18 protein-coding genes are annotated in these 18,425 nt (G+C 62.5%); 17 read left to right on the plus strand and 1 reads right to left on the minus strand.

Annotated elements, in window-relative coordinates; all coding sequences use genetic code 11:
• Positions 1 to 10 precede the first annotated feature (10 nt).
• The 14 genes from leuB (at position 11) to ASR47_RS24800 (ending at position 16,399) form a co-directional block, all read left to right on the plus strand.
• The gene (gene leuB / locus ASR47_RS24735; protein WP_065310455.1) at positions 11 to 1,081 is read left to right on the plus strand and encodes a 3-isopropylmalate dehydrogenase; all 1,071 of its coding nucleotides are present in this window, start codon (positions 11 to 13) and stop codon (positions 1,079 to 1,081) included.
• 45 nt (positions 1,082 to 1,126) lie between these two features.
• Entirely contained in the window at positions 1,127 to 2,251 is a 1,125-nt protein-coding gene (asd, locus tag ASR47_RS24740) for an aspartate-semialdehyde dehydrogenase (protein WP_082989161.1), read from the plus strand.
• 211 nt (positions 2,252 to 2,462) lie between these two features.
• On the plus strand, positions 2,463 to 3,080 hold the full coding sequence (locus ASR47_RS24745) for a hypothetical protein (RefSeq protein WP_065310457.1): 618 nt from the start codon (positions 2,463 to 2,465) through the stop codon (positions 3,078 to 3,080).
• A gap of 197 nt (positions 3,081 to 3,277) precedes the next feature.
• Positions 3,278 to 5,863: a motility hub landmark protein FimV gene (locus ASR47_RS24750; RefSeq protein WP_065310722.1), complete on the plus strand. Its 2,586-nt coding sequence runs from the start codon at positions 3,278 to 3,280 to the stop codon at positions 5,861 to 5,863.
• 25 nt (positions 5,864 to 5,888) lie between these two features.
• Positions 5,889 to 6,719, plus strand: coding sequence for a tRNA pseudouridine(38-40) synthase TruA (truA, locus tag ASR47_RS24755; RefSeq protein ID WP_065310458.1), 831 nt, complete (start codon positions 5,889 to 5,891; stop codon positions 6,717 to 6,719).
• Positions 6,674 to 7,414: a phosphoribosylanthranilate isomerase gene (locus ASR47_RS24760; RefSeq protein WP_281218464.1), complete on the plus strand. Its 741-nt coding sequence runs from the start codon at positions 6,674 to 6,676 to the stop codon at positions 7,412 to 7,414. The genes truA and ASR47_RS24760 overlap by 46 nt, the downstream gene beginning before the upstream one ends.
• Positions 7,411 to 8,655 (plus strand): tryptophan synthase subunit beta, encoded by a 1,245-nt coding sequence (gene trpB, locus ASR47_RS24765; protein WP_065310460.1) that lies wholly within the window; start codon positions 7,411 to 7,413, stop codon positions 8,653 to 8,655. The genes ASR47_RS24760 and trpB overlap by 4 nt, the downstream gene beginning before the upstream one ends.
• A 75-nt stretch (positions 8,656 to 8,730) precedes the next feature.
• Positions 8,731 to 9,528, plus strand: coding sequence for a tryptophan synthase subunit alpha (trpA, locus tag ASR47_RS24770; protein WP_065310461.1), 798 nt, complete (start codon positions 8,731 to 8,733; stop codon positions 9,526 to 9,528).
• A gap of 212 nt (positions 9,529 to 9,740) precedes the next feature.
• Positions 9,741 to 10,613 carry an acetyl-CoA carboxylase, carboxyltransferase subunit beta gene (accD, locus tag ASR47_RS24775; protein ID WP_065310462.1) on the plus strand — a complete coding sequence of 291 codons (873 nt, stop codon included), beginning with the start codon at positions 9,741 to 9,743 and terminating at the stop codon, positions 10,611 to 10,613.
• Positions 10,614 to 10,719: 106 nt separating this feature from the next.
• Positions 10,720 to 12,018 (plus strand): bifunctional tetrahydrofolate synthase/dihydrofolate synthase, encoded by a 1,299-nt coding sequence (folC, locus tag ASR47_RS24780; protein ID WP_065310463.1) that lies wholly within the window; start codon positions 10,720 to 10,722, stop codon positions 12,016 to 12,018.
• 24 nt (positions 12,019 to 12,042) lie between these two features.
• Positions 12,043 to 13,038 carry an SPOR domain-containing protein gene (locus ASR47_RS24785; RefSeq protein ID WP_065310464.1) on the plus strand — a complete coding sequence of 332 codons (996 nt, stop codon included), beginning with the start codon at positions 12,043 to 12,045 and terminating at the stop codon, positions 13,036 to 13,038.
• Positions 13,039 to 13,065: 27 nt separating this feature from the next.
• Entirely contained in the window at positions 13,066 to 13,554 is a 489-nt protein-coding gene (locus ASR47_RS24790; RefSeq protein ID WP_065310465.1) for a CvpA family protein, read from the plus strand.
• 37 nt (positions 13,555 to 13,591) lie between these two features.
• On the plus strand, positions 13,592 to 15,115 hold the full coding sequence (gene purF / locus ASR47_RS24795) for an amidophosphoribosyltransferase (protein WP_065310466.1): 1,524 nt from the start codon (positions 13,592 to 13,594) through the stop codon (positions 15,113 to 15,115).
• A 42-nt stretch (positions 15,116 to 15,157) separates the two neighbouring features.
• The gene (locus tag ASR47_RS24800; protein WP_065310467.1) at positions 15,158 to 16,399 is read left to right on the plus strand and encodes a cystathionine gamma-synthase family protein; all 1,242 of its coding nucleotides are present in this window, start codon (positions 15,158 to 15,160) and stop codon (positions 16,397 to 16,399) included.
• A gap of 66 nt (positions 16,400 to 16,465) precedes the next feature.
• Here ASR47_RS24800 and lexA read toward each other — a convergent pair whose 3' ends face one another.
• On the minus strand, positions 16,466 to 17,110 hold the full coding sequence (gene lexA / locus ASR47_RS24805; protein ID WP_065310468.1) for a transcriptional repressor LexA: 645 nt from the start codon (positions 17,108 to 17,110) through the stop codon (positions 16,466 to 16,468).
• A 276-nt stretch (positions 17,111 to 17,386) separates the two neighbouring features.
• Between lexA and rpsF the strand changes: the two genes are divergently transcribed.
• Genes rpsF through rpsR form a run of 3 tightly spaced genes read left to right on the plus strand, consistent with a single transcriptional unit; the run spans position 17,387 to position 18,413 of the window.
• The gene (gene rpsF / locus ASR47_RS24810; RefSeq protein WP_034750499.1) at positions 17,387 to 17,776 is read left to right on the plus strand and encodes a 30S ribosomal protein S6; all 390 of its coding nucleotides are present in this window, start codon (positions 17,387 to 17,389) and stop codon (positions 17,774 to 17,776) included.
• A 20-nt stretch (positions 17,777 to 17,796) separates the two neighbouring features.
• Positions 17,797 to 18,096 (plus strand): primosomal replication protein N, encoded by a 300-nt coding sequence (gene priB, locus ASR47_RS24815; RefSeq protein ID WP_065310469.1) that lies wholly within the window; start codon positions 17,797 to 17,799, stop codon positions 18,094 to 18,096.
• 26 nt (positions 18,097 to 18,122) lie between these two features.
• On the plus strand, positions 18,123 to 18,413 hold the full coding sequence (gene rpsR, locus ASR47_RS24820) for a 30S ribosomal protein S18 (RefSeq protein ID WP_010400024.1): 291 nt from the start codon (positions 18,123 to 18,125) through the stop codon (positions 18,411 to 18,413).
• Positions 18,414 to 18,425 lie beyond the last annotated feature (12 nt).

An 18,425-nucleotide genomic window follows, 5' to 3' on the forward strand; every position in this document is an offset into this window, starting at 1 on the left:
TATATAAAACATGAAAATTGCTATCCTGCCCGGCGACGGTATCGGCCCTGAAATCGTCGCCCAGGCCGTCAAGGTCCTGAATGTCCTCGGTGAGTCGTTTGAGCTGGAAACGGCGCCCGTCGGCGGCGCCGGCTATGCGGCCCACGGGCACCCGCTGCCCGAGGGCACGCTGGCCCTGGCCAAGGCGGCCGATGCGGTGCTGTTCGGCGCCGTCGGCGACTACCAGTACGACAACCTGGAACGCCAGTTCCGCCCCGAACAGGCCATCCTGGGCCTGCGCAAGAACCTGGGCCTGTTCGCCAACCTGCGTCCGGCGATTCTGTACCCGGAACTGGCGGGCGCGTCGACCCTGAAGCCGGAAGTGGTGTCGGGCCTCGACATCCTGATCATCCGCGAACTGACCGGCGATATTTATTTCGGCCAGCCGCGCGGCGTGCGCGAATGCCCGGACGGTCCGTTCAAGGGCCAGCGCGAAGGCTACGACACCATGCGCTATGCGGAAGGCGAAATTCGCCGCATCGCCCACGTCGCCTTCCAGGCCGCGCAAAAGCGCGACAAGCGTCTGACCAGCGTCGACAAGGCCAATGTGCTCGAAACGTTTCAGTTCTGGAAAGACATCGTCACCGATGTGCACCAGGAATACCCGGACGTCGCGCTCGACCATATGTATGTCGACAACGCCGCCATGCAGCTGGTGCGGGCGCCGAAGAAATTCGACGTGATGGTCACCGGTAACATGTTCGGCGACATCTTGTCCGACGCGGCCGCCATGCTGACCGGTTCGATCGGCATGCTGCCGTCCGCTTCGCTCGACGCCAACAACAAGGGCCTGTACGAGCCGTCGCATGGCTCGGCGCCTGATATCGCCGGCAAGGGCATCGCCAATCCGCTGGCCACCATCTTGTCGGCGGCCATGATGCTGCGCTACTCGCTGAACCGCGCCGAGCAGGCCGAGCGGATCGAGACGGCCGTGAAAAGCGTGCTGGCGCAGGGCTTGCGCACCGCCGATATCCACGAAGCGGGCACGACACTGGTCGGTACCGAGGCGATGGGCGATGCGGTTGTGAAAGCACTGGCGTAAGATATTTCAATGACGGCGCAGGCTGTCTCTTTTGAGGAAATGGTAATGAAATTAGTAGGCTTGGTAGGTTGGCGCGGCATGGTCGGTTCGGTCCTGATGCAACGCATGCAGGAAGAGGGCGATTTCGCCCATATCGAACCGGTGTTTTTCACCACCTCGAACACGGGCGGCGCGGCGCCGGCGATGGCGAAGAATGAAACCATTCTGAAGGATGCCAACAGCATCGCCGAACTGTCCAAGTGCGACATCATTATTTCCTGCCAGGGCGGCGACTACACCAGCGCGGTGTTTCCGCAGCTGCGCGCCGCCGGCTGGGATGGCTACTGGATCGATGCGGCCTCGACCTTGCGCATGGAAAAAGACGCCGTCATCGTGCTCGACCCGGTCAACCTGCACGTCATCAAGGATGCGCTGGGCAAGGGTGTCAAAAATTATATCGGCGGCAATTGCACCGTCTCGTGCATGATGATGGGCCTGGGCGGCCTGTTCCAGCACGACCTGATCGACTGGATGAGCTCGATGACCTACCAGGCGGCCTCGGGCGGCGGTGCACAGCATATGCGCGAATTGCTGACGCAGTTTGGCACCATCAACAGCTCCGTCAAGGCACTGCTGGAAAATCCGGCCTCGGCGATCCTGGAAATCGACCGCCAGGTGCTGGCCACCCAGCACGGCTATTCGGCTGACGAAATCAAGCAGTTCGGCGCGCCGCTGGCCGGCAACCTGATCCCGTGGATCGACAAGGACCTGGGCAATGGCCAGTCGAAGGAAGAGTGGAAGGCCGGCGCGGAAACCAACAAGATCCTCGGCCGTGGCGTGGACTTCGGCAGCAAGGAAATTCCAGTGGACGGCCTGTGCGTGCGCATCGGCGCCATGCGCTGCCATTCCCAGGCGCTGACCATCAAGCTGAAAAAAGACGTGCCGCTCGACGAGATCAACGACATTATCGCCAGCAACAACGAGTGGGTGAAACTGGTGAGTAACACGCGCGAAGCGTCGGTGCGCGACCTGTCGCCAGCGGCCGTCACGGGCAGCCTGACGATTCCCGTCGGCCGCGTGCGCAAGATGAGCATGGGCGGCGACTACCTGTCGGCGTTCACCGTCGGCGACCAGTTGCTGTGGGGCGCGGCCGAACCGCTGCGCCGCATGCTGCGCATCTTGCTCGACTGATCCTGCCACACTGAACCGCAGTTCTTGCAAGAACGCCGGCGCCGCCCACCAGGGCCGCGCCGGCGTTTTTTCGTGCACCCGGTATTTATTTTCTACTTGGTAAGTTTGCATGCTTTATCACTGGCGTGGAAATTGATAATATTGACATCTGACTGTATCCCAGGAAACCGGCGTGCCGGTTTTGCTTGCGCTGACTACGGAGATCTCCTGCATGTCGACTCATCTGAACTTCATCAACCGCTCCAGCGACACCAATAATTCGCAGATCGTCATCTACCAGAAGAACGTCGCCACCGGCGTCGATGAGCTTGCCGTGGCCTGGCGCGTGATCCAGAACTGCGGCGTATCGGACAATTATCCATTTACTTTCCCACAGTCGATGGACATCAGTGCGAGCGACAGCTGGGGCAACTACACGCAGCGCAGGGCGACGCAGCACGGCGAGATGCATCACGTCGTACTGACCGGCTCAGGTGGCATGCTGTTGCCTTGCGGCCCGGCCACCAGCAGCCGCGAAGTGCAGGTGCGCAATGATTTGAGCAAGGGCGCCATCAACGCCGGCATCTACAAGGATGGCCGGCTGCTGGCCCTGAAGTCGAATATTGCGCCGGGCCAGAAGGCCGTGTTCGAGTTCAAGCCGACCATCTGGATCGGCGCGGTGTCGCAGGCCGTGCCGGGCGCCGTGATGAACTCGGCCATCCTGTCCGACGTCAACACCGAACTGTCGCTGCTGGGCATTGCCAGCGCCGACATCGTCATGACCGGCGGCGGCTGCGGCAGTAACCCGCCGCCATTCTCGTTCACGCTGGAAAACGTTGTGATGGCTTGAGCGATCCGCGAGGCGTGCCGTGCCAACGCCAGTAACTTGCTGCCAGACGCCGTCTTCCCGTTGCCGGCACGCAGGCGCTCTGGCGCAAGCAAGCCGCGTTATACAGGAGGAAAGCTTGCACAGCTTGATACATGATGATATGTTGGTACATCTGGAAAAGTAACTGTTTTCCCATGTCAACCAAGATGCCGCCAATTATGCCTGTACACCCTCGTCCCCGAGTCGCCTCCCTCGCCATCAAAACACTGAGCAGCGTTGTCGCCAGCGCGGTGTTATTGTCACCGGCGGCGCAAGCGGCCGAGCTGGGCAAGATTACCGTGTTGTCCGCCGTCGGCCAGCCGCTGCGCGCGGAAGTCGAACTGACCGCCGTCAAACCGGGCGAAACAGCGGCCCTGCTGGCCAAGCTGGCGCCGCCCGAAGCGTACCGCCGGGCGGTGGTCGACTTCAATCCCGCCCTGAGCAACCTGACGTTTGCCATTGAAACACGTACCGGCACGCCCTATATCCGCATCAGCTCGGCGCAGCCATTGACCGAACCGCTGGTCAACCTGCTGGTCGAGCTGAGCGGCAAGGGCGGCGTACAGACCCGGGAATACGCTTTCGTGCTCGATACCCCGGAAGCGCGCCAGACGCGCGGCGCGCAAGTGGCCGCGCCGGTGCAGCCAGGCAAGGGGCAGGGTAGCGGCGCCGCGCCCGCTGCCGAGGGCAAAAAGACGCCCGATTACCGCGTCAAGCGTGGCGATACCCTGAGCCGTATCGCCAGCGAACTCAAACCGTCGGGCGTCTCGCTCGACATGATGCTCGTTGCCCTGTACCGCGCCAATCCCGACGCCTTCCAGGGGCAGAACATGAACCGCATGCAGGCCGGGCGCATCCTGGCCGTGCCGTCTGGCGACACCGTGCGTGCGCTCGATGGCGCCGAGGCGAAGGGCGTGGTGACGGCGCACGCCATCGATTTCGACGCCTACCGCAACAAGCTGGCCGGGCAGGTAGCGCAAAGCAAGCCGGCGCGCGCGGCGCAAGCGACGCAAAGCACGGGCGGCAAGATCGGTGCGACGAAGGTCGAGGAAAAACCGACCGCCGTCAGCGAAGCGCAGGACAAGCTGAAACTGTCGAAGGCCGAGCCGGCAGCCAGGGCGGCCGGCAAGAGCGCCGTTGCCAGCGAGGAAGAAAAGATCGCCAAGGCCAAACAGGTGGACGAAGCGGCCTCGCGCGTGAAAGAGCTGGAAAAGAACGTCAGCGACCTGGAACAGTTGATGGCCGTGAAGAACAAGGCCATGGCCGACAAGAGCGCGCCGTCGCCCGCCAAGCCTGATGAAGTGGCGGCCAGTGCGCCAGCGGCCACGCCACAACCGCCGGTGCCCAAGGCCAAGCCGGTGCCGCTGTCCAAGAAGCCGTCGCCGCTGGAGCCGAGCTTTGCCGACAAGATCAGCGAACACATGGGCGCCATCGGCATTGCCCTGGCCGCCCTGTTTGCGGCCGCCGCCGCGCTGGTGATCGCGCGGCGCAAGAAAGACACGCCGCCACCACACGACTATATTGCACCGGTGCTGCCGCCTGACGAGCCCGGGCCCGCCGATACCGGAACCGGGACCGGGACCGGGACCGGTTCCGGTTCCGGTTCCGGCAAGCCACACGAGCCGGCGCCGGAAGACCAGCAGTCCGAAGCGAGCAACCATCTGTTCGGTGCCGGCGCTGGCATCGGCGCCGCCGCCGGCGTGACGGCGGTGGCGGCCAGCACGGTGCTGGCGGCCAATGAGGTCGATCCGGTGGCCGAAGCCGATGTGTATATCGCCTATGGCCGCGATGGCCAGGCCGAAGACATCCTCAAGGAAGCCCTGCGCGCCAACCCGGAGCGCCATGCGGCGCGCCTGAAGCTGCTGGAAATCTATTCGGCACGCAAGGACGTGGCGGCCTTCGAAGACCAGGCCAGTGAGCTGTACAGCCAGACCCGTGGCCTCGGCGACGAATGGCCGCAAGCGGCCGCCATGGGCGCCGCGCTCGATCCGGCCAACCCGCTGTATGGCGACGCCGATGTCGACGCCGTCGTCAGCCTGAGCAAGGAGCCCGAAGCGCCGCTGCATGGCCAGAGCGTCGACTTGCCGCTCAACCAGAGCGCTTTCGACATCGATCTGCCACCGGCCGGGCCTGAGCCAGCGCCAGCTGCCGCCGCCACTGCCGTAGCGGCGCGCGATGAGCGCCATCCGCTCGACTTCGACCTCGACAGCCTCGACTTCGAACCCGTGTCAACCAGCGACCCGATCGTCATGCCACCGGCCGCGGCGCCAGCGGCGCGGGCGGACGGCAAGGACGACGGGCAATACGACGCCAGCATGGACTTCGGCCTGGACCTGGAGCCGCCTGCCGGCCCCGCCAACGGCCTGGGCCCTGGCCTGACGCCGCTGCCCGATCCATTGAACAATGTCGATCTCGACGATTTCGACCTGGAAACGCCGGAGACGCCAGCCACCCCGGCCAGGCCCGTGACGCCACCGGCGGCAGCCGTGCCAGCCGAGACGCCACCGGCGCCGCAGGAATTCGACCTGACCGGTATCGACCTGGACCTGGACGAGGGCAAGCCGGCCAATCCGGCGCTCAATGCGGGCGTGGACGATCCGCTGTCAGCCATCCATATGGAAATGGATACCAAGCTCGATCTGGCGATTGCCTATCAGGAAATCGGCGACAAGGAAGGCGCGCGCGAGCTGATCGATGAAGTGATCAAGGGCGGCAGTGAAGCGCAGGTGGCAAAAGCCAACACGATGAAGGCTTTGCTGAGTTAATCTTGCACGCCGGTATAATGCGGCAATGCAAAATACTACTGAAGCAACGCCATTCAAGCGCATCGTCCTGGGCCTGCAATACGACGGGCTGGCCTGGCATGGCTACCAGAAGCAGGAAAGCGGCCTGACGGTGCAGGACCAGCTGGAAAACGCGCTGGAGAAATTTGCCCGCGTGCGCCTGGCCACCACCTGCGCCGGCCGTACCGATACCGGCGTGCATGCGCTGGAACAGGTGGTGCATTTCGATACCGGCTTGAGCCGCGATATCCATTCCTGGGTGCGCGGCGTCAACGCCTTCCTGCCCGCCTCGATCGCGGTGCGCTGGGCCACGGAACTGGCGGGCGACCCGACGGTCAATGATTTCTTTCACGCCCGCTTCAGCGCCCGCGCGCGCACCTACCACTATGTGCTGTACAACAACCCGACCCGTTCGCCGCTGGTCGAAGGGCGCGCCGGCTTCTTTTTCCGGCCGCTCGACGTCGAACTGATGCGCCAGGCCGTGCAGCCACTGCTCGGCTGGCACGATTTCACGGCCTTTCGCGCGGCGCAGTGCCAGGCCAAGTCGCCCGTCAAGCTGATGCACGACATCCGCATCGAACGGCGTGGCGACATGGTGATCTTTACCATTACCGCCAATGCCTTCCTGCATCATATGGTGCGCAACCTGGTCGGCTCGCTGGTGTATATCGGCAGCGGCCGCGAAGCGCCGGAATGGCTGGGGCAGTTGTTGGAAACCAAAGACCGCCATGCGGCCGCGCCCACCTTCATGCCGGACGGCCTGTACCTGGCGAAAATCGATTACGACCCGCAATGGGGCTTGCCGCAGGACGCCAGCAGCGCCTTGCCCTGGTTTTAACGGAGGAAACACCGATGCCACGCACCCGTATCAAGATCTGCGGCCTGACCCGCGCCGAAGACGTCCAGACAGTGGTTGCGGCCGGCGCCGATGCGATCGGCTTCGTGTTTTATGCCAAAAGTCCGCGCTACGTCACGCCCGAACAGGCGGCCGGCCTGGTCGCCGCCATGCCGCCCTATGTGAGCGCGGTGGGGCTGTTCGTCAACGCCAGCGTGGAGGAAGTGCGCGCGATCGCCGCCGTGGCGCCCTTGTCGCTGCTGCAGTTTCACGGCGACGAGACGCCCGGGCACAGCGCGGCCATTGCCAGCGCCGTCAATACGCCGTTCGTGCAGGTGTTCCGGGTCAAGCCTGACACAAGCGCGGAAGATTTGCTAGAATACGAGCAGCGCTATCGCGCCGCCAGTCCCTTGTTTTCGGGCCTCTTGCTCGATACCTATGTGGACGCCTACGGCGGTGCAGGAAAGGTATTTGATTGGTCTCTCGTTCCAGAAGAACTCGCGCCTCGGGTCGTTTTGAGTGGTGGCTTGAGCGTACACAACGCGACTGACGCAGTGGTGCGCGTGCGCCCTTACGCCGTCGACATCAGCAGTGGTGTCGAAGCGTCCAAGGGCATCAAGGACGCGTCCCGCATCCGTGCGTTTGTCGCCGCGGTGCAGGATGCCGATGCCATCATTGCCAGAGGAACTACCCCATGAAACCATTCAACACCAGCGGCGCCGCCGCCTTGTTCCACGCCGCCGATTATCCTTTTCCTGACGCCCGCGGCCACTTCGGCCCCTATGGCGGCGCCTTCGTTGCCGAAACGCTCACGCATGCGCTGGCCGAACTGAAGGACGCGTATGCGCGCTACAGTGCCGACCCGGAATTTCTCGAAGAATTCCGCTATGAGCTGAAACATTTCGTTGGCCGTCCTTCGCCGATCTACCACGCCAGGCGCTGGTCCGAGCTGGCCGGCGGCGCGCAGATCTATTTCAAGCGCGAAGACCTGAACCACACGGGCGCGCACAAGATCAACAACGTGATCGGCCAGGCCCTGCTGGCCAGGCGCATGGGCAAGCCGCGCATCATCGCCGAAACCGGCGCCGGCCAGCATGGCGTGGCCACCGCCACCATCTGCGCGCGCTTCGGTCTCGAATGCGTGGTCTACATGGGCAGCGAGGACGTCAAGCGCCAGGCGCAGAACGTCTACCGCATGAAATTGCTGGGCGCCACCGTCGTACCTGTCGAGTCCGGCTCCAAGACCCTCAAGGATGCGCTCAATGAGGCCATGCGCGACTGGGTCACGAATATCGAAAACACCTTCTACATTATCGGCACCGTGGCCGGCCCGCACCCGTATCCGATGATGGTGCGCGACTTCCAGTCCGTGATCGGCGAGGAATGCCTGGTGCAGATGCCGGAAATGACGGGCCGCCAGCCCGACTACGTGCTGGCCTGCATCGGCGGCGGTTCGAACGCCATGGGCATTTTTTATCCGTATGTCGACCAGAAGGAGGTGCAGCTGATCGGCGTGGAAGCGGCCGGCGAAGGCCTGGACACGGGCAAGCACTCGGCCTCGCTGACGGCCGGCTTTCCGGGCGTGCTGCATGGCAACCGCACCTATCTGCTGCAGGATGCCAACGGCCAGATCATCGAGACCCATTCCGTCTCTGCCGGCCTCGATTATCCGGGCGTCGGTCCCGAACACTCGTGGTTGAAAGACTCGGGCCGCGCGCAATACGTCTCGATCACCGACGACGAAGCGCTGCAGGCTTTCCACGACTGCTGCCATATCGAAGGCATTATCCCGGCGCTGGAATCGGCGCACGCGCTGGCCTATGCGGCCAAGCTGGCGGCAACCTTGCCCAAGGATAAAATTGTACTGGCCAACCTGTCGGGCCGCGGCGACAAGGACATGCATACGGTGGCCGAGCGCATGGGCTTGAATTTCAGTTAAGCCCCGTATTGTGTAGGTCGGGTTAGGCCGCAGGCCGTAACCCGACGTCTCCCACCGACCAGACGAAAGAACCCCATGTCCCGTATCGCCACCACCTTCACCAATTTAAAATCCAGTAACAAAACCGCCCTGGTCACCTTTATCACCGCCGGCGATCCCGGCCCCGACGCCACCGTGCCGCTGATGCACGCGCTGGTCGCAGGCGGCGCCGACGTGCTCGAACTGGGTGTGCCGTTTTCCGATCCGATGGCCGAAGGCCCGGTGATCCAGCGCGCCTGCGAGCGCGCGCTGGCCTTCAACGTCGGCATCCACGATGTATTTGACTACGTGCGCCAGTTCCGTTTGACCAACCAGCACACGCCGGTGGTGCTGATGGGCTACGCCAACCCGATCGAGCGCATCGGCAGCGCGGCCTTTATTGCCGCCTCGAAGGAAGCGGGCGCCGATGGCGCCATCGTGGTCGATTATCCGCCGGAAGAGTGCGAAGAATTCGCCGCCGCCATGCGCGCCGGCGGCCTGGACCTGATCTTCCTGCTGGCGCCGACCTCGACTGAAGAGCGCATCGCGCAAGTGGCCAAGGTCGGTGGCGGCTTCAGCTATTACGTGTCGCTGAAAGGCGTGACCGGCGCCGGCAATATTGATACGGCGCAAGTTGCCGAGCGCCTGGCCGCCATCCGCCAGCACGTGAAACTGCCGATCGGCGTCGGTTTCGGCATCCGCGACGCCGCCACCGCGCGCGCCGTGGCCGAAGTGGCCGACGCCGTGGTGATCGGCAGCCGCATTATCCAGGAGATCGAAAATGCGCCTGCCGGCGGCGAAGCCGAGGCCGTGCGCAGCTTTACGGCAGGCATCCGCGCCGCGCTCGACGCCTGACGCTATTGCAATTGCGGCAAGCATGGCAAGGCGGCAAAGTTCGACAGCCCGGCGATAAACGGCTACACTTCGGCCACTGAATTGGCTGATATTGTGCATTAGATAAAACAGGGGCCGCCGCAAGACGCGGCTGCCTCATCATCGTTCGCCGGGGGCGTCCATCGACGCACCGACACGACATTCTTGCCCGACAAGGGTACCAGGAGAAAAATATGAGTTGGTTGGAAAAACTGCTGCCACCGCGCATACAGCGCTCTGATGCTGCCGCGCGCAAGACCATGCCGGAAGGCCTGTGGGTCAAATGCCCGTCGTGCGAAGCCGTGCTGTACCGTACGGACCTGGAATCGAATTTGCACGTCTGCCCGAAATGCGACCATCACATGCGCATCCGCGCGCGCGAGCGTCTCGACAGCCTGCTCGATGCGGGCGGCCGCTACGAGATCGGCCAGGAAATCCTGCCGGTCGACACGCTGAAGTTCAAGGACAGCAAAAAGTATCCTGACCGCCTGAAGTCCGCCATGGAAGCGACCGGCGAGACCGACGCCATGGTGGTCATGGGTGGCGCCATCATGAGCTTGCCGGTGGTGGTGGCCTGCTTCGAATTCGAATTCATGGGCGGCTCGATGGGCTCGGTGGTCGGCGAGCGCTTCGTGCGTGGCGCGCAGATCGCGCTGGAACAGAAAGTGCCGTTCATTTGCATCACCGCCACCGGCGGCGCGCGCATGCAGGAAGGCCTGCTGTCGCTGCTGCAGATGGCCAAGACCACCGCCATGCTGACCAAGCTGGCCGAAAAGAAACTGCCGTTCATCAGCGTGCTGACCGACCCGACCATGGGCGGCGTGTCCGCATCGTTTGCCTTCATGGGCGACGTGGTGATCGCCGAGCCCAAAGCGCTGATCGGCTTTGCCGGCCCGCGCGTGATTGAAAACACCGTGCGCGAAAAATTGCCGGAAGGCTTCCAGCGCGCCGAATTCCTCGTCACCAAGGGCGCCGTCGACATGATCGTCGACCGCCGCAAGATGCGCGAAGAAATCGCGCATTTGCTGGCGCTGTTGCAGAATCAGGCTGTGGAAGTATTGGCTTAATCGCCAACCCCGTAAATGCCGGGGTCAGTCCCAACGGGACTGACCCCGATGTTGTTTCGGCTTACCTGTTTTTCCCGCTTCGCGCAATCTAATCAAGAAGTCTCCCATGCAAAACCTCCCCACCACTTTGCCAGACTGGCTCGCCATGCTGGAAACCCGGCATTCGGAAACACAGATCAATATGGGCCTGGACCGCGTGCAGGCCGTCAAGGCGCGCATGCAACTGGCGTTCTCTTGCCCCGTGATCATGGTGGCCGGCACCAACGGCAAGGGGTCGACCTGCGCCATGCTGGAGTCCGTCTTGTTGCGCGCAGGCTACAAAGTGGGCCTGTATATCAAGCCGCATTTTCTCGACTTTAACGAACGCGCGCGCGTGCTCGGCGAGATGGCCAGCGATGAACAGCTGGTCGCCAGTTTCAATGCCGTCGAAGCCGTGCGTGGTGACACGCCGCTGACCTATTTTGAATTCACCACGCTGGCCATCCTGCATTTGCTGTCGAACGCGCAGCTCGATGTGGCGATCCTGGAAGTGGGCCTGGGCGGACGCCTGGACGCCGTCAATGTGATCGACGCCGATGTGGCCATCGTCACCAGCGTCGATATCGACCACACCGATTACCTGGGCGACACGCGCGAGGCGATCGGCTTTGAAAAGGCCGGTATCTTCCGCCCGGGCAAGGCCGCCATCTGCAGCGACCCGGTGCCGCCGCAATCGCTGATCGACCATGCGGCGGCGATCGGCGCCGACCTGTGGCTGATGGGCCGCGACTTCAATTACTCGGGCGACAAGCAGCAGTGGAACTATGGCGGCCGCGAGCAGCGCCGCAATTCGCTGGCCTACCCGAGCCTGCGCGGCGCCAACCAGATCCTCAACGCCACGGCCGTGCTGGCCGCGCTGGAAGTGCTCAAACTCAGCTTGCCGGTCGGCGCGCAGGAAGTGCGCACCGGCCTGGTCACGGTGGAATTGCCGGGCCGTTTCCAGGTCTTGCCTGGCCGCCCCAGCGTGATCCTCGATGTGGCGCACAACCCGCATGCGGCCTCGGCGCTGAACCAGAACCTCGGCAATATGGGCTTTCACCCCTATACCTATGCCGTGTTCGGCTCGATGCAGGACAAGGATATCGATGGCGTGCTGGCCGCCATGAGCGAGCATGTCGATCACTGGTGCCTGGCGGGCCTGCCGTCGCCGCGCGCGGCCACGGCTTCCGAGCTGGCGGCCAAGGTGCAGATCATGCTGGAAGACAAGCCCGACAGCGGCGAGCATACGGTGTCCGTATTCGATGACCCGGCACAAGCTTTTGCAAATGCAATGAGCCGGGCCGGTGAGAATGATAGAATTGTGGTCTTTGGTTCTTTCCTCACCGTTGCCGGCGTGATGAAGGCCAGGAAATCCTCACTTCACTGAAACGCACTCGACTGAAAATGACGCATGGGCTTGTTCTCGAAACTGTTTAAAAACAAGCAAGAATCCTCTGGCGAAGACAGCGGCTTTTATGTTCCTGGCGAAGCACAGTCGGCGACCCGCAAGCGCGCCGCCAACACCGCCGGTGGCGGCCGCCGTGGCGGCAGGGAAGCGCCCGATCCGGCCTTGCCGGAGAAAAAGCGCGCGCGGCGCCGCCTGATCGGCGCCATTGCGCTGGCCCTGGGCGTGGCCGTCGGCTTGCCGATGCTGCTCGATTCCGAACCGAAGTCGCCCGTGGGCGATATCGCCATCGATATTCCGTCGAAGGAAAAAGTCGCGGCCGCGCCGGTTCCGGTTCCGGCGCCCGTGCAGGCCGTGCCCGCGCAGGGTGCGGCCAACAATGGCCTGGACCAGTCCGAGGAAATCGTCGACACCCCATTGCCGGCCAAAACCAGGCCCGTACCGATGCCGACCCCGGTGCCAGCCACCGTGGTCGCGACCGCCGAGCCGGTCAAGCCGGCATATGTCGAGCCGAAACCGGTCAAGGTCGAACCGAAACCTGAACCCAGGGTCGAGCCCAGGCATGAAACCAAGCCCGAGCCGAAGCGCGAGCCGAAGGTCGAGACCAGGCATGAGGCCAAGCCGGAACCGAAGCCCGAGCCGAAGCCGGTCAAGGTAGAAAAATCGAATGACGATGCGGCGCGCGCGCTGGCCATCCTGGAGGGCAAGCCCGCGGCCAGGGCGGAAGCCAAGCCCGCAGCCAAAACGGAAGAAAAATCCTCCGGCGGCGAGGGCGGCAAGTTCGTGGTACAGGTTGCCGCGCTGGCCACGCAGGACAAGGTCGATGAGCTGCAGGCAAAACTGCGTGACGCGGGCATTAGTTCCTACACGCAAAAAGTGTCCAGCCCCGGCGGCCAGCGCATCCGCGTGCGCGTGGGGCCATTCGGCAGCCGCGACGAAGCGGAAAAAACCCGCGCCAGGCTGCAGAAGATCGGCCTGGGCGGCAGCCTGGTGCCGGCGTGAGCGCTGTGATGCTGGCGGGCTGACGGCGTGACGATCTTCGATTACCTGGTGCTGTTCGTGCTGGCCACGTCGGTATTGATCAGCATGATGCGCGGCCTGATCAAGGAAATCCTGTCGCTGGTGAGCTGGGTGGTGGCGTTTGTGGCCGCCAATGCCTATGGCGCGACCCTGGCAAAATTCCTGCCCGCCGTGATTCCGGGCGAGGCCGTGCGCTTGCTGCTGGCCTTCGTGATCCTGTTTATCGGCGTGCGCATCTTGATGGGCTTGCTGGGCATGACGGTCGATGCGCTGGTCAAGGTCACCGGGCTGAGCCTGGCAGACCGCATGCTGGGCAGCCTGTTCGGCGCGGCGCGCGGGCTTGTGATTGTGCTGACCACCGTCATCTTGTGCGGCATGACCTCGATTCCGCAACAGCCGTTCTGGAAGAACGCCATGCTCAGTCCGTTCGCGGAGCAGGGCGCGCGCACCATCAAGCCTTATCTGCCTGCCGCCTACGCGCAGCATGTGAAATTTTGATCTTTTTAAATCAGTAGCACAGTTACAGGAGCACACCATGTGTGGCATCGTCGGCGTCGTTTCCCATCAACCTGTCAATCAATTGCTCTATGATGCATTGTTGCTCCTGCAACATCGCGGTCAGGACGCGGCAGGGATTGCGACCAATCACAGCAGTATGTTTTCCATGCACAAGGCCAATGGCCTGGTGCGCGACGTCTTCCGCACGCGTAACATGCGTTCGCTGCAAGGCAACTCCGGTATCGGCCACTGCCGTTATCCTACAGCCGGCTCGTCGAGCGAGGAAGAAGCGCAGCCGTTCTATGTCAATGCGCCGTTCGGCATTACCCTCGCGCACAATGGCAATCTGACCAACTGGGAACAGCTCAAGCAGGAGATGTTCAAGAACGACCGCCGCCACATCAATACCGATTCCGACTCGGAAGTGCTGCTCAACGTGCTGGCCCATGAAATCCACCAGGCCACCACCGGCCTGGTGCTGGACCCGGAAGCGATTTTCAAGGCCGTCACCGTGCTGAACCGCCGCGTCAAGGGTGGCTATGCCGCCGTCGCGCAGATCGCCGGCGTGGGCTTGCTGGCCTTCCGCGATCCGCACGGCATCCGTCCGCTATGCCTGGGCATCAATGAAACCGAGCAGGGTGCCGAATACCTGATCGCTTCCGAATCGGTGGCGCTGGAAGGCATGGGCTTCCGTTTCGTGCGCGATATCGCGCCGGGCGAAGCCGTGTTTATCGACGCCGACAAGCAATTGCACAGCCAGCAATGCGCCGACAACGCCAGCCTCAACCCTTGCGTATTCGAATTCGTCTACCTGGCCCGTCCCGACTCCGTCATCGACGGCGCCTCGGTGTACGCCACGCGCCTGAAAATGGGCGAGTACCTGGCCGAAAAAATCCGCCGCGAACTGCCCGAAGGCGGCATCGACGTGGTCATGCCGATTCCCGACTCGTCGCGTCCGGCCGCCATCCAGCTGGCCCTGGCGCTGAACATCGAGTACCGCGAAGGCTTCATCAAGAACCGCTACATCGGCCGCACCTTCATCATGCCGGGCCAGGCGGCGCGCAAGAAATCCGTGCGCCAGAAGCTCAACGCGATTCCGTCCGAATTCAAGGACAAAGTGGTGCTGCTGGTCGACGACTCCATCGTGCGCGGCACCACCAGCCGTGAAATCGTGCAGATGGCGCGCGAAGCTGGCGCCAAGAAAGTGATCTTCGCCTCGGCCGCGCCGCCGGTGATCTACCCGAACGTGTACGGCATAGACATGCCGACGCGTGACGAGCTGATCGCCTACGGCCGCACCACCGAAGAAGTGTGCCGCGAAATCACCGCCGACTACCTGGTGTACCAGGATATCGACGACCTGAAGCAGGCGATTGCCGATGTCAACCCGGCCCTGACCAACTTCGAGGCCTCGTGCTTCGACGGTGTATATGTCACGGGCGATGTTTCGCAGGACTACCTGGACCGCCTGGAATACGCGCGCCACCATCCGAAGGCCGCCGCGCCCGAAGACACGCCACGCTCCCAGTTGAACCTGAACCTGGCGGCAACGGAAGCATAAGTAAGCTGCCCGGCCTGTGCCGGGCTTTTTTTCTCTGCGATCATGAACGACAAAAAAACCTACGGCTTTACCACCACCATCCTGCACAACGACCGCCGCAAGGGCATCGAACACGGCTCGCTGCACAAGCCCGTGCATACTTCGGTCGCCTTCGGCTACAGCGATGCGCGCCAGCTGGCGTCGGTGTTCCAGGGCAAGGAGCCGGGCTTTCGCTACGGCCGCCAGGGCAACCCGACCGTCTCCGCGCTGGAAGACAAGGTCAACCAGATGGAAGACGGCGTGGCCACCTTGTGCTTTGCCACCGGCATGGGCGCCATCGGCGCGGTCGTGCAGGCGCTGCTGCGCGCCGGCGATCATGTGGTGTCGTCGGCCTTTTTGTTCGGCAATACCAATAGCCTGTGGCAGACGGTAAGCAACCAGGGCATGGCCGTGTCGTTCGTCGACGCCACCGATGTGGCCAACGTGGCGGCCGCCATCACGCCGCAAACGCGCATCGTGTTCGTCGAAACCATCGCCAATCCACGCACCCAGATCGCCGACCTGGCGAAAATCGGCGAGCTGTGCCGCGAAAAAGGCATCCTGTATATCGTCGACAACACCATGACCACGCCCTACCTGTTCCGCCCGAAAGCGGTCGGCGCCGGCCTGGTGGTCAATGCGCTGACCAAGTCGATCGGCGGCCATGGCAACGCTTTGGGCGGCAGCCTGACCGATACCGGCGTGTTCGACTGGACCGGCTATCCGAATATTGTCGAGAACTACAAAAAGGCGGCGCCGAGACTGTGGGGCATCGCGCAGATCCGCGCCAAGGCCTTGCGCGACTTTGGCGGCTCGCTGGGACCGGAAGCGGCCCACCATATCGCCGTCGGCGCCGAAACCATGGCCCTGCGCATGGAGCGCACCTGCTCGAACGCGCTGGCGCTGGCCACCATGTTGCAGGCCGATCCGCGCGTGGCGGCCGTGTACTACCCGGGCCTGGCCTCGCACCCGCAGCATGCGCTGGCGAGCGACTTGTTCCGCAGCTACGGTTCGCTGTTCAGCTTTGAGCTGAAAGACGGCATCGACTGCTTCGATTTCCTGAATCGCCTGAACCTGGCCATTCCAGCGAGCAACCTGGGTGACACGCGCACCCTGGTGATCCCGGTGGCGCACACCATCTTTTACGAGATGGGTGCCGAGCGCCGCGCCAGCATGGGCATTGCCGAGTCGCTGATCCGGGTCTCGGTCGGCATCGAGGATGAAGCCGATCTGCTTGACGATTTTCAAAGCGCGCTGGACGCGTAAACGCTTTCGGCAATAAAAAAGGGCCGCAACAGCGATGCTGTTGCGGCCCTTTTTACGTGCGCCAGTTCAGTGCCAGCTGCGCATCAGGCCGACAGCGAGCCCTTCGAGGGCAAACTCGTCTTCCGGCGTGACTGTGATGACCTTGAAGTCGGGGTTTTCCGGCAACAGCTCGATCAGGGTGCCGGTCTTCTTGTAGCGCTTGACGGTGACTTCATCGCCGATGCGGGCGACGACGATCTGGCCATTCTTGGCGCTGTCGATTTTTTTCACGGCCAGCAGGTCGCCGTCCATGATGCCGGCGTCGCGCATCGACCAGCCGCGCACCTTCAGTAAAAAGTCGGGCTTGGCCGAGAACAGGGCAGGGTCGACGTTGTAGCTCGCTTCCAGGTTTTCCTGCGCCAGGATGGGCGAGCCGGCGGCCACGCGGCCGATCAGCGGCAGCGACATCAGCAGCGCGGCCGGCACTTTCGGCAGCGCCGGCTCGGCTGCGGCCGCCACATTGCCGAGCAGGCGGATGCCGCGCGAGGTGCCCGGCGAAATCTCGATCGCGCCCTTGCGGGCCAGGGCCTGCAAATGCTCTTCGGCCGCATTGGCCGACTTGAAACCCAATTCATTGGCGATCTCGGCGCGGGTCGGCGGAAAACCCGTGTTTTCAATCGCGTCCTTGATCAGGTTCAAGATTTGTTCTTGTCGTGCTGTCAGCTTGATCATGGATGGTGGGTGCATAGTGAAATGCTGTCTATATGAACAGTCTGTATTTTTGTACAGTATCGCCGACTATGCAAGCGACTTTCGGTATTTTCGTGTGATTTCGATGGAAAAAATCGCCTGGCGCGCAAAAACGCCGTGCCGGCGGCCGTTTCGGGCGCTGGCGGACAAGCAAAGGTTGAACGGATTGCAAAAGGCGGTTATAATCTTCGGCTGACCTTCCCACACCCGTCTTGACGCCGGGGTGGGCGATTATCAATCCGACCTGAAGGAGTTTGCATGCGTCATTATGAAATAGTCTTTATCGTCCATCCGGACCAAAGCGAGCAAGTGCCCGCGATGATCGAACGCTACAAAGCCAGCGTAACCACCCGCGGCGGTTCGGTACACCGCGTGGAAGATTGGGGCCGCCGTCAAATGGCTTACTCGATCCAGAAACTGCCTAAAGCACACTACATCTGCCTGAACATCGAATGCGACAACGAGACCCTGGTCGAGCTGGAAACTGCATTCAAATTCAATGATGCCGTGTTGCGTCACCTGACCGTTAAAATGAAGAAAGCTGAAACAGCTCCTTCGCCGATGATGAAATCGGTACAACGCGAAGATGCGGCGAAAAGCCACCGCACCGAAGCACCAGCAGCCGCTCCAGCCGCCGCCGCAGCCTGATTGTTGACCAGGAACGTGCGCTGAACCAGTTTCAAGTTACCGCCATCATTGCCGAGCGCGAAATATTGCGCTATACCCCGGCAGGGCTGCCGATCGTGAATGCAGTATTGCAGCACAGTTCGCAGCAGATGGAAGCCGGTATTGCCCGTTTGACCGAGTTTGATGTTGCCGCGCTAGCCGCTGGCGAAATCTCAGGCCGGTTCAGCCAGGCAAGCTTGGGCGGGGTGTATCAGTTCACGGGTTTCCTGGCCAGGAAGAGCCGCAACAGCAAGAGTTTGGTGTTTCACATCATTGATTTTAGTGCAGTCATTTCTGACTAGCGCATTTTTAGATACAGGAGCCTAGAATGGCATTCGGTAAAAAGTTCGACAAAAATAAGCTCAAGCTTAAAGAAAAACGCAAACAGCAAAACCCACTGTTCAAACGCAAGAAGTTCTGCCGCTTCACCGCAGCACACGTTGAACAAGTTGACTACAAAGACGTTGACACGCTGAAAGACTTCGTCCAAGAAAACGGCAAGATCATGCCAGCACGTTTGACCGGTACCAAAGCGCACTACCAGCGCCAAGTTGACACCGCAATCAAGCGCGCCCGCTTCCTCGCGCTGCTGCCATACACCGATCTGCACCACGCTTAATCGGTCAGATAT

The organism is Janthinobacterium psychrotolerans (genome assembly GCF_001677885.1).
GTDB lineage: Bacteria > Pseudomonadota > Gammaproteobacteria > Burkholderiales > Burkholderiaceae_D > Janthinobacterium > Janthinobacterium psychrotolerans.

Excerpts from the sequence above, each read along its gene's own strand:
- leuB (WP_065310455.1), top strand. The coding sequence starts at position 11 with ATGAAAATTGCTATCCTGCCCGGCGACGGTATCGGCCCTGAAATCGTC.
- asd (WP_082989161.1), top strand. The coding sequence starts at position 1,127 with ATGAAATTAGTAGGCTTGGTAGGTTGGCGCGGCATGGTCGGTTCGGTC.
- ASR47_RS24745 (WP_065310457.1), top strand. The coding sequence starts at position 2,463 with ATGTCGACTCATCTGAACTTCATCAACCGCTCCAGCGACACCAATAAT.
- ASR47_RS24750 (WP_065310722.1), top strand. The coding sequence starts at position 3,278 with ATGCCTGTACACCCTCGTCCCCGAGTCGCCTCCCTCGCCATCAAAACA.
- truA (WP_065310458.1), top strand. The coding sequence starts at position 5,889 with ATGCAAAATACTACTGAAGCAACGCCATTCAAGCGCATCGTCCTGGGC.
- ASR47_RS24760 (WP_281218464.1), top strand. The coding sequence starts at position 6,674 with ATGGGGCTTGCCGCAGGACGCCAGCAGCGCCTTGCCCTGGTTTTAACG.
- trpB (WP_065310460.1), top strand. The coding sequence starts at position 7,411 with ATGAAACCATTCAACACCAGCGGCGCCGCCGCCTTGTTCCACGCCGCC.
- trpA (WP_065310461.1), top strand. The coding sequence starts at position 8,731 with ATGTCCCGTATCGCCACCACCTTCACCAATTTAAAATCCAGTAACAAA.
- accD (WP_065310462.1), top strand. The coding sequence starts at position 9,741 with ATGAGTTGGTTGGAAAAACTGCTGCCACCGCGCATACAGCGCTCTGAT.
- folC (WP_065310463.1), top strand. The coding sequence starts at position 10,720 with ATGCAAAACCTCCCCACCACTTTGCCAGACTGGCTCGCCATGCTGGAA.
- ASR47_RS24785 (WP_065310464.1), top strand. The coding sequence starts at position 12,043 with ATGGGCTTGTTCTCGAAACTGTTTAAAAACAAGCAAGAATCCTCTGGC.
- purF (WP_065310466.1), top strand. The coding sequence starts at position 13,592 with ATGTGTGGCATCGTCGGCGTCGTTTCCCATCAACCTGTCAATCAATTG.
- ASR47_RS24800 (WP_065310467.1), top strand. The coding sequence starts at position 15,158 with ATGAACGACAAAAAAACCTACGGCTTTACCACCACCATCCTGCACAAC.
- lexA (WP_065310468.1), bottom strand. The coding sequence starts at position 17,110 with ATGATCAAGCTGACAGCACGACAAGAACAAATCTTGAACCTGATCAAG.
- rpsF (WP_034750499.1), top strand. The coding sequence starts at position 17,387 with ATGCGTCATTATGAAATAGTCTTTATCGTCCATCCGGACCAAAGCGAG.
- rpsR (WP_010400024.1), top strand. The coding sequence starts at position 18,123 with ATGGCATTCGGTAAAAAGTTCGACAAAAATAAGCTCAAGCTTAAAGAA.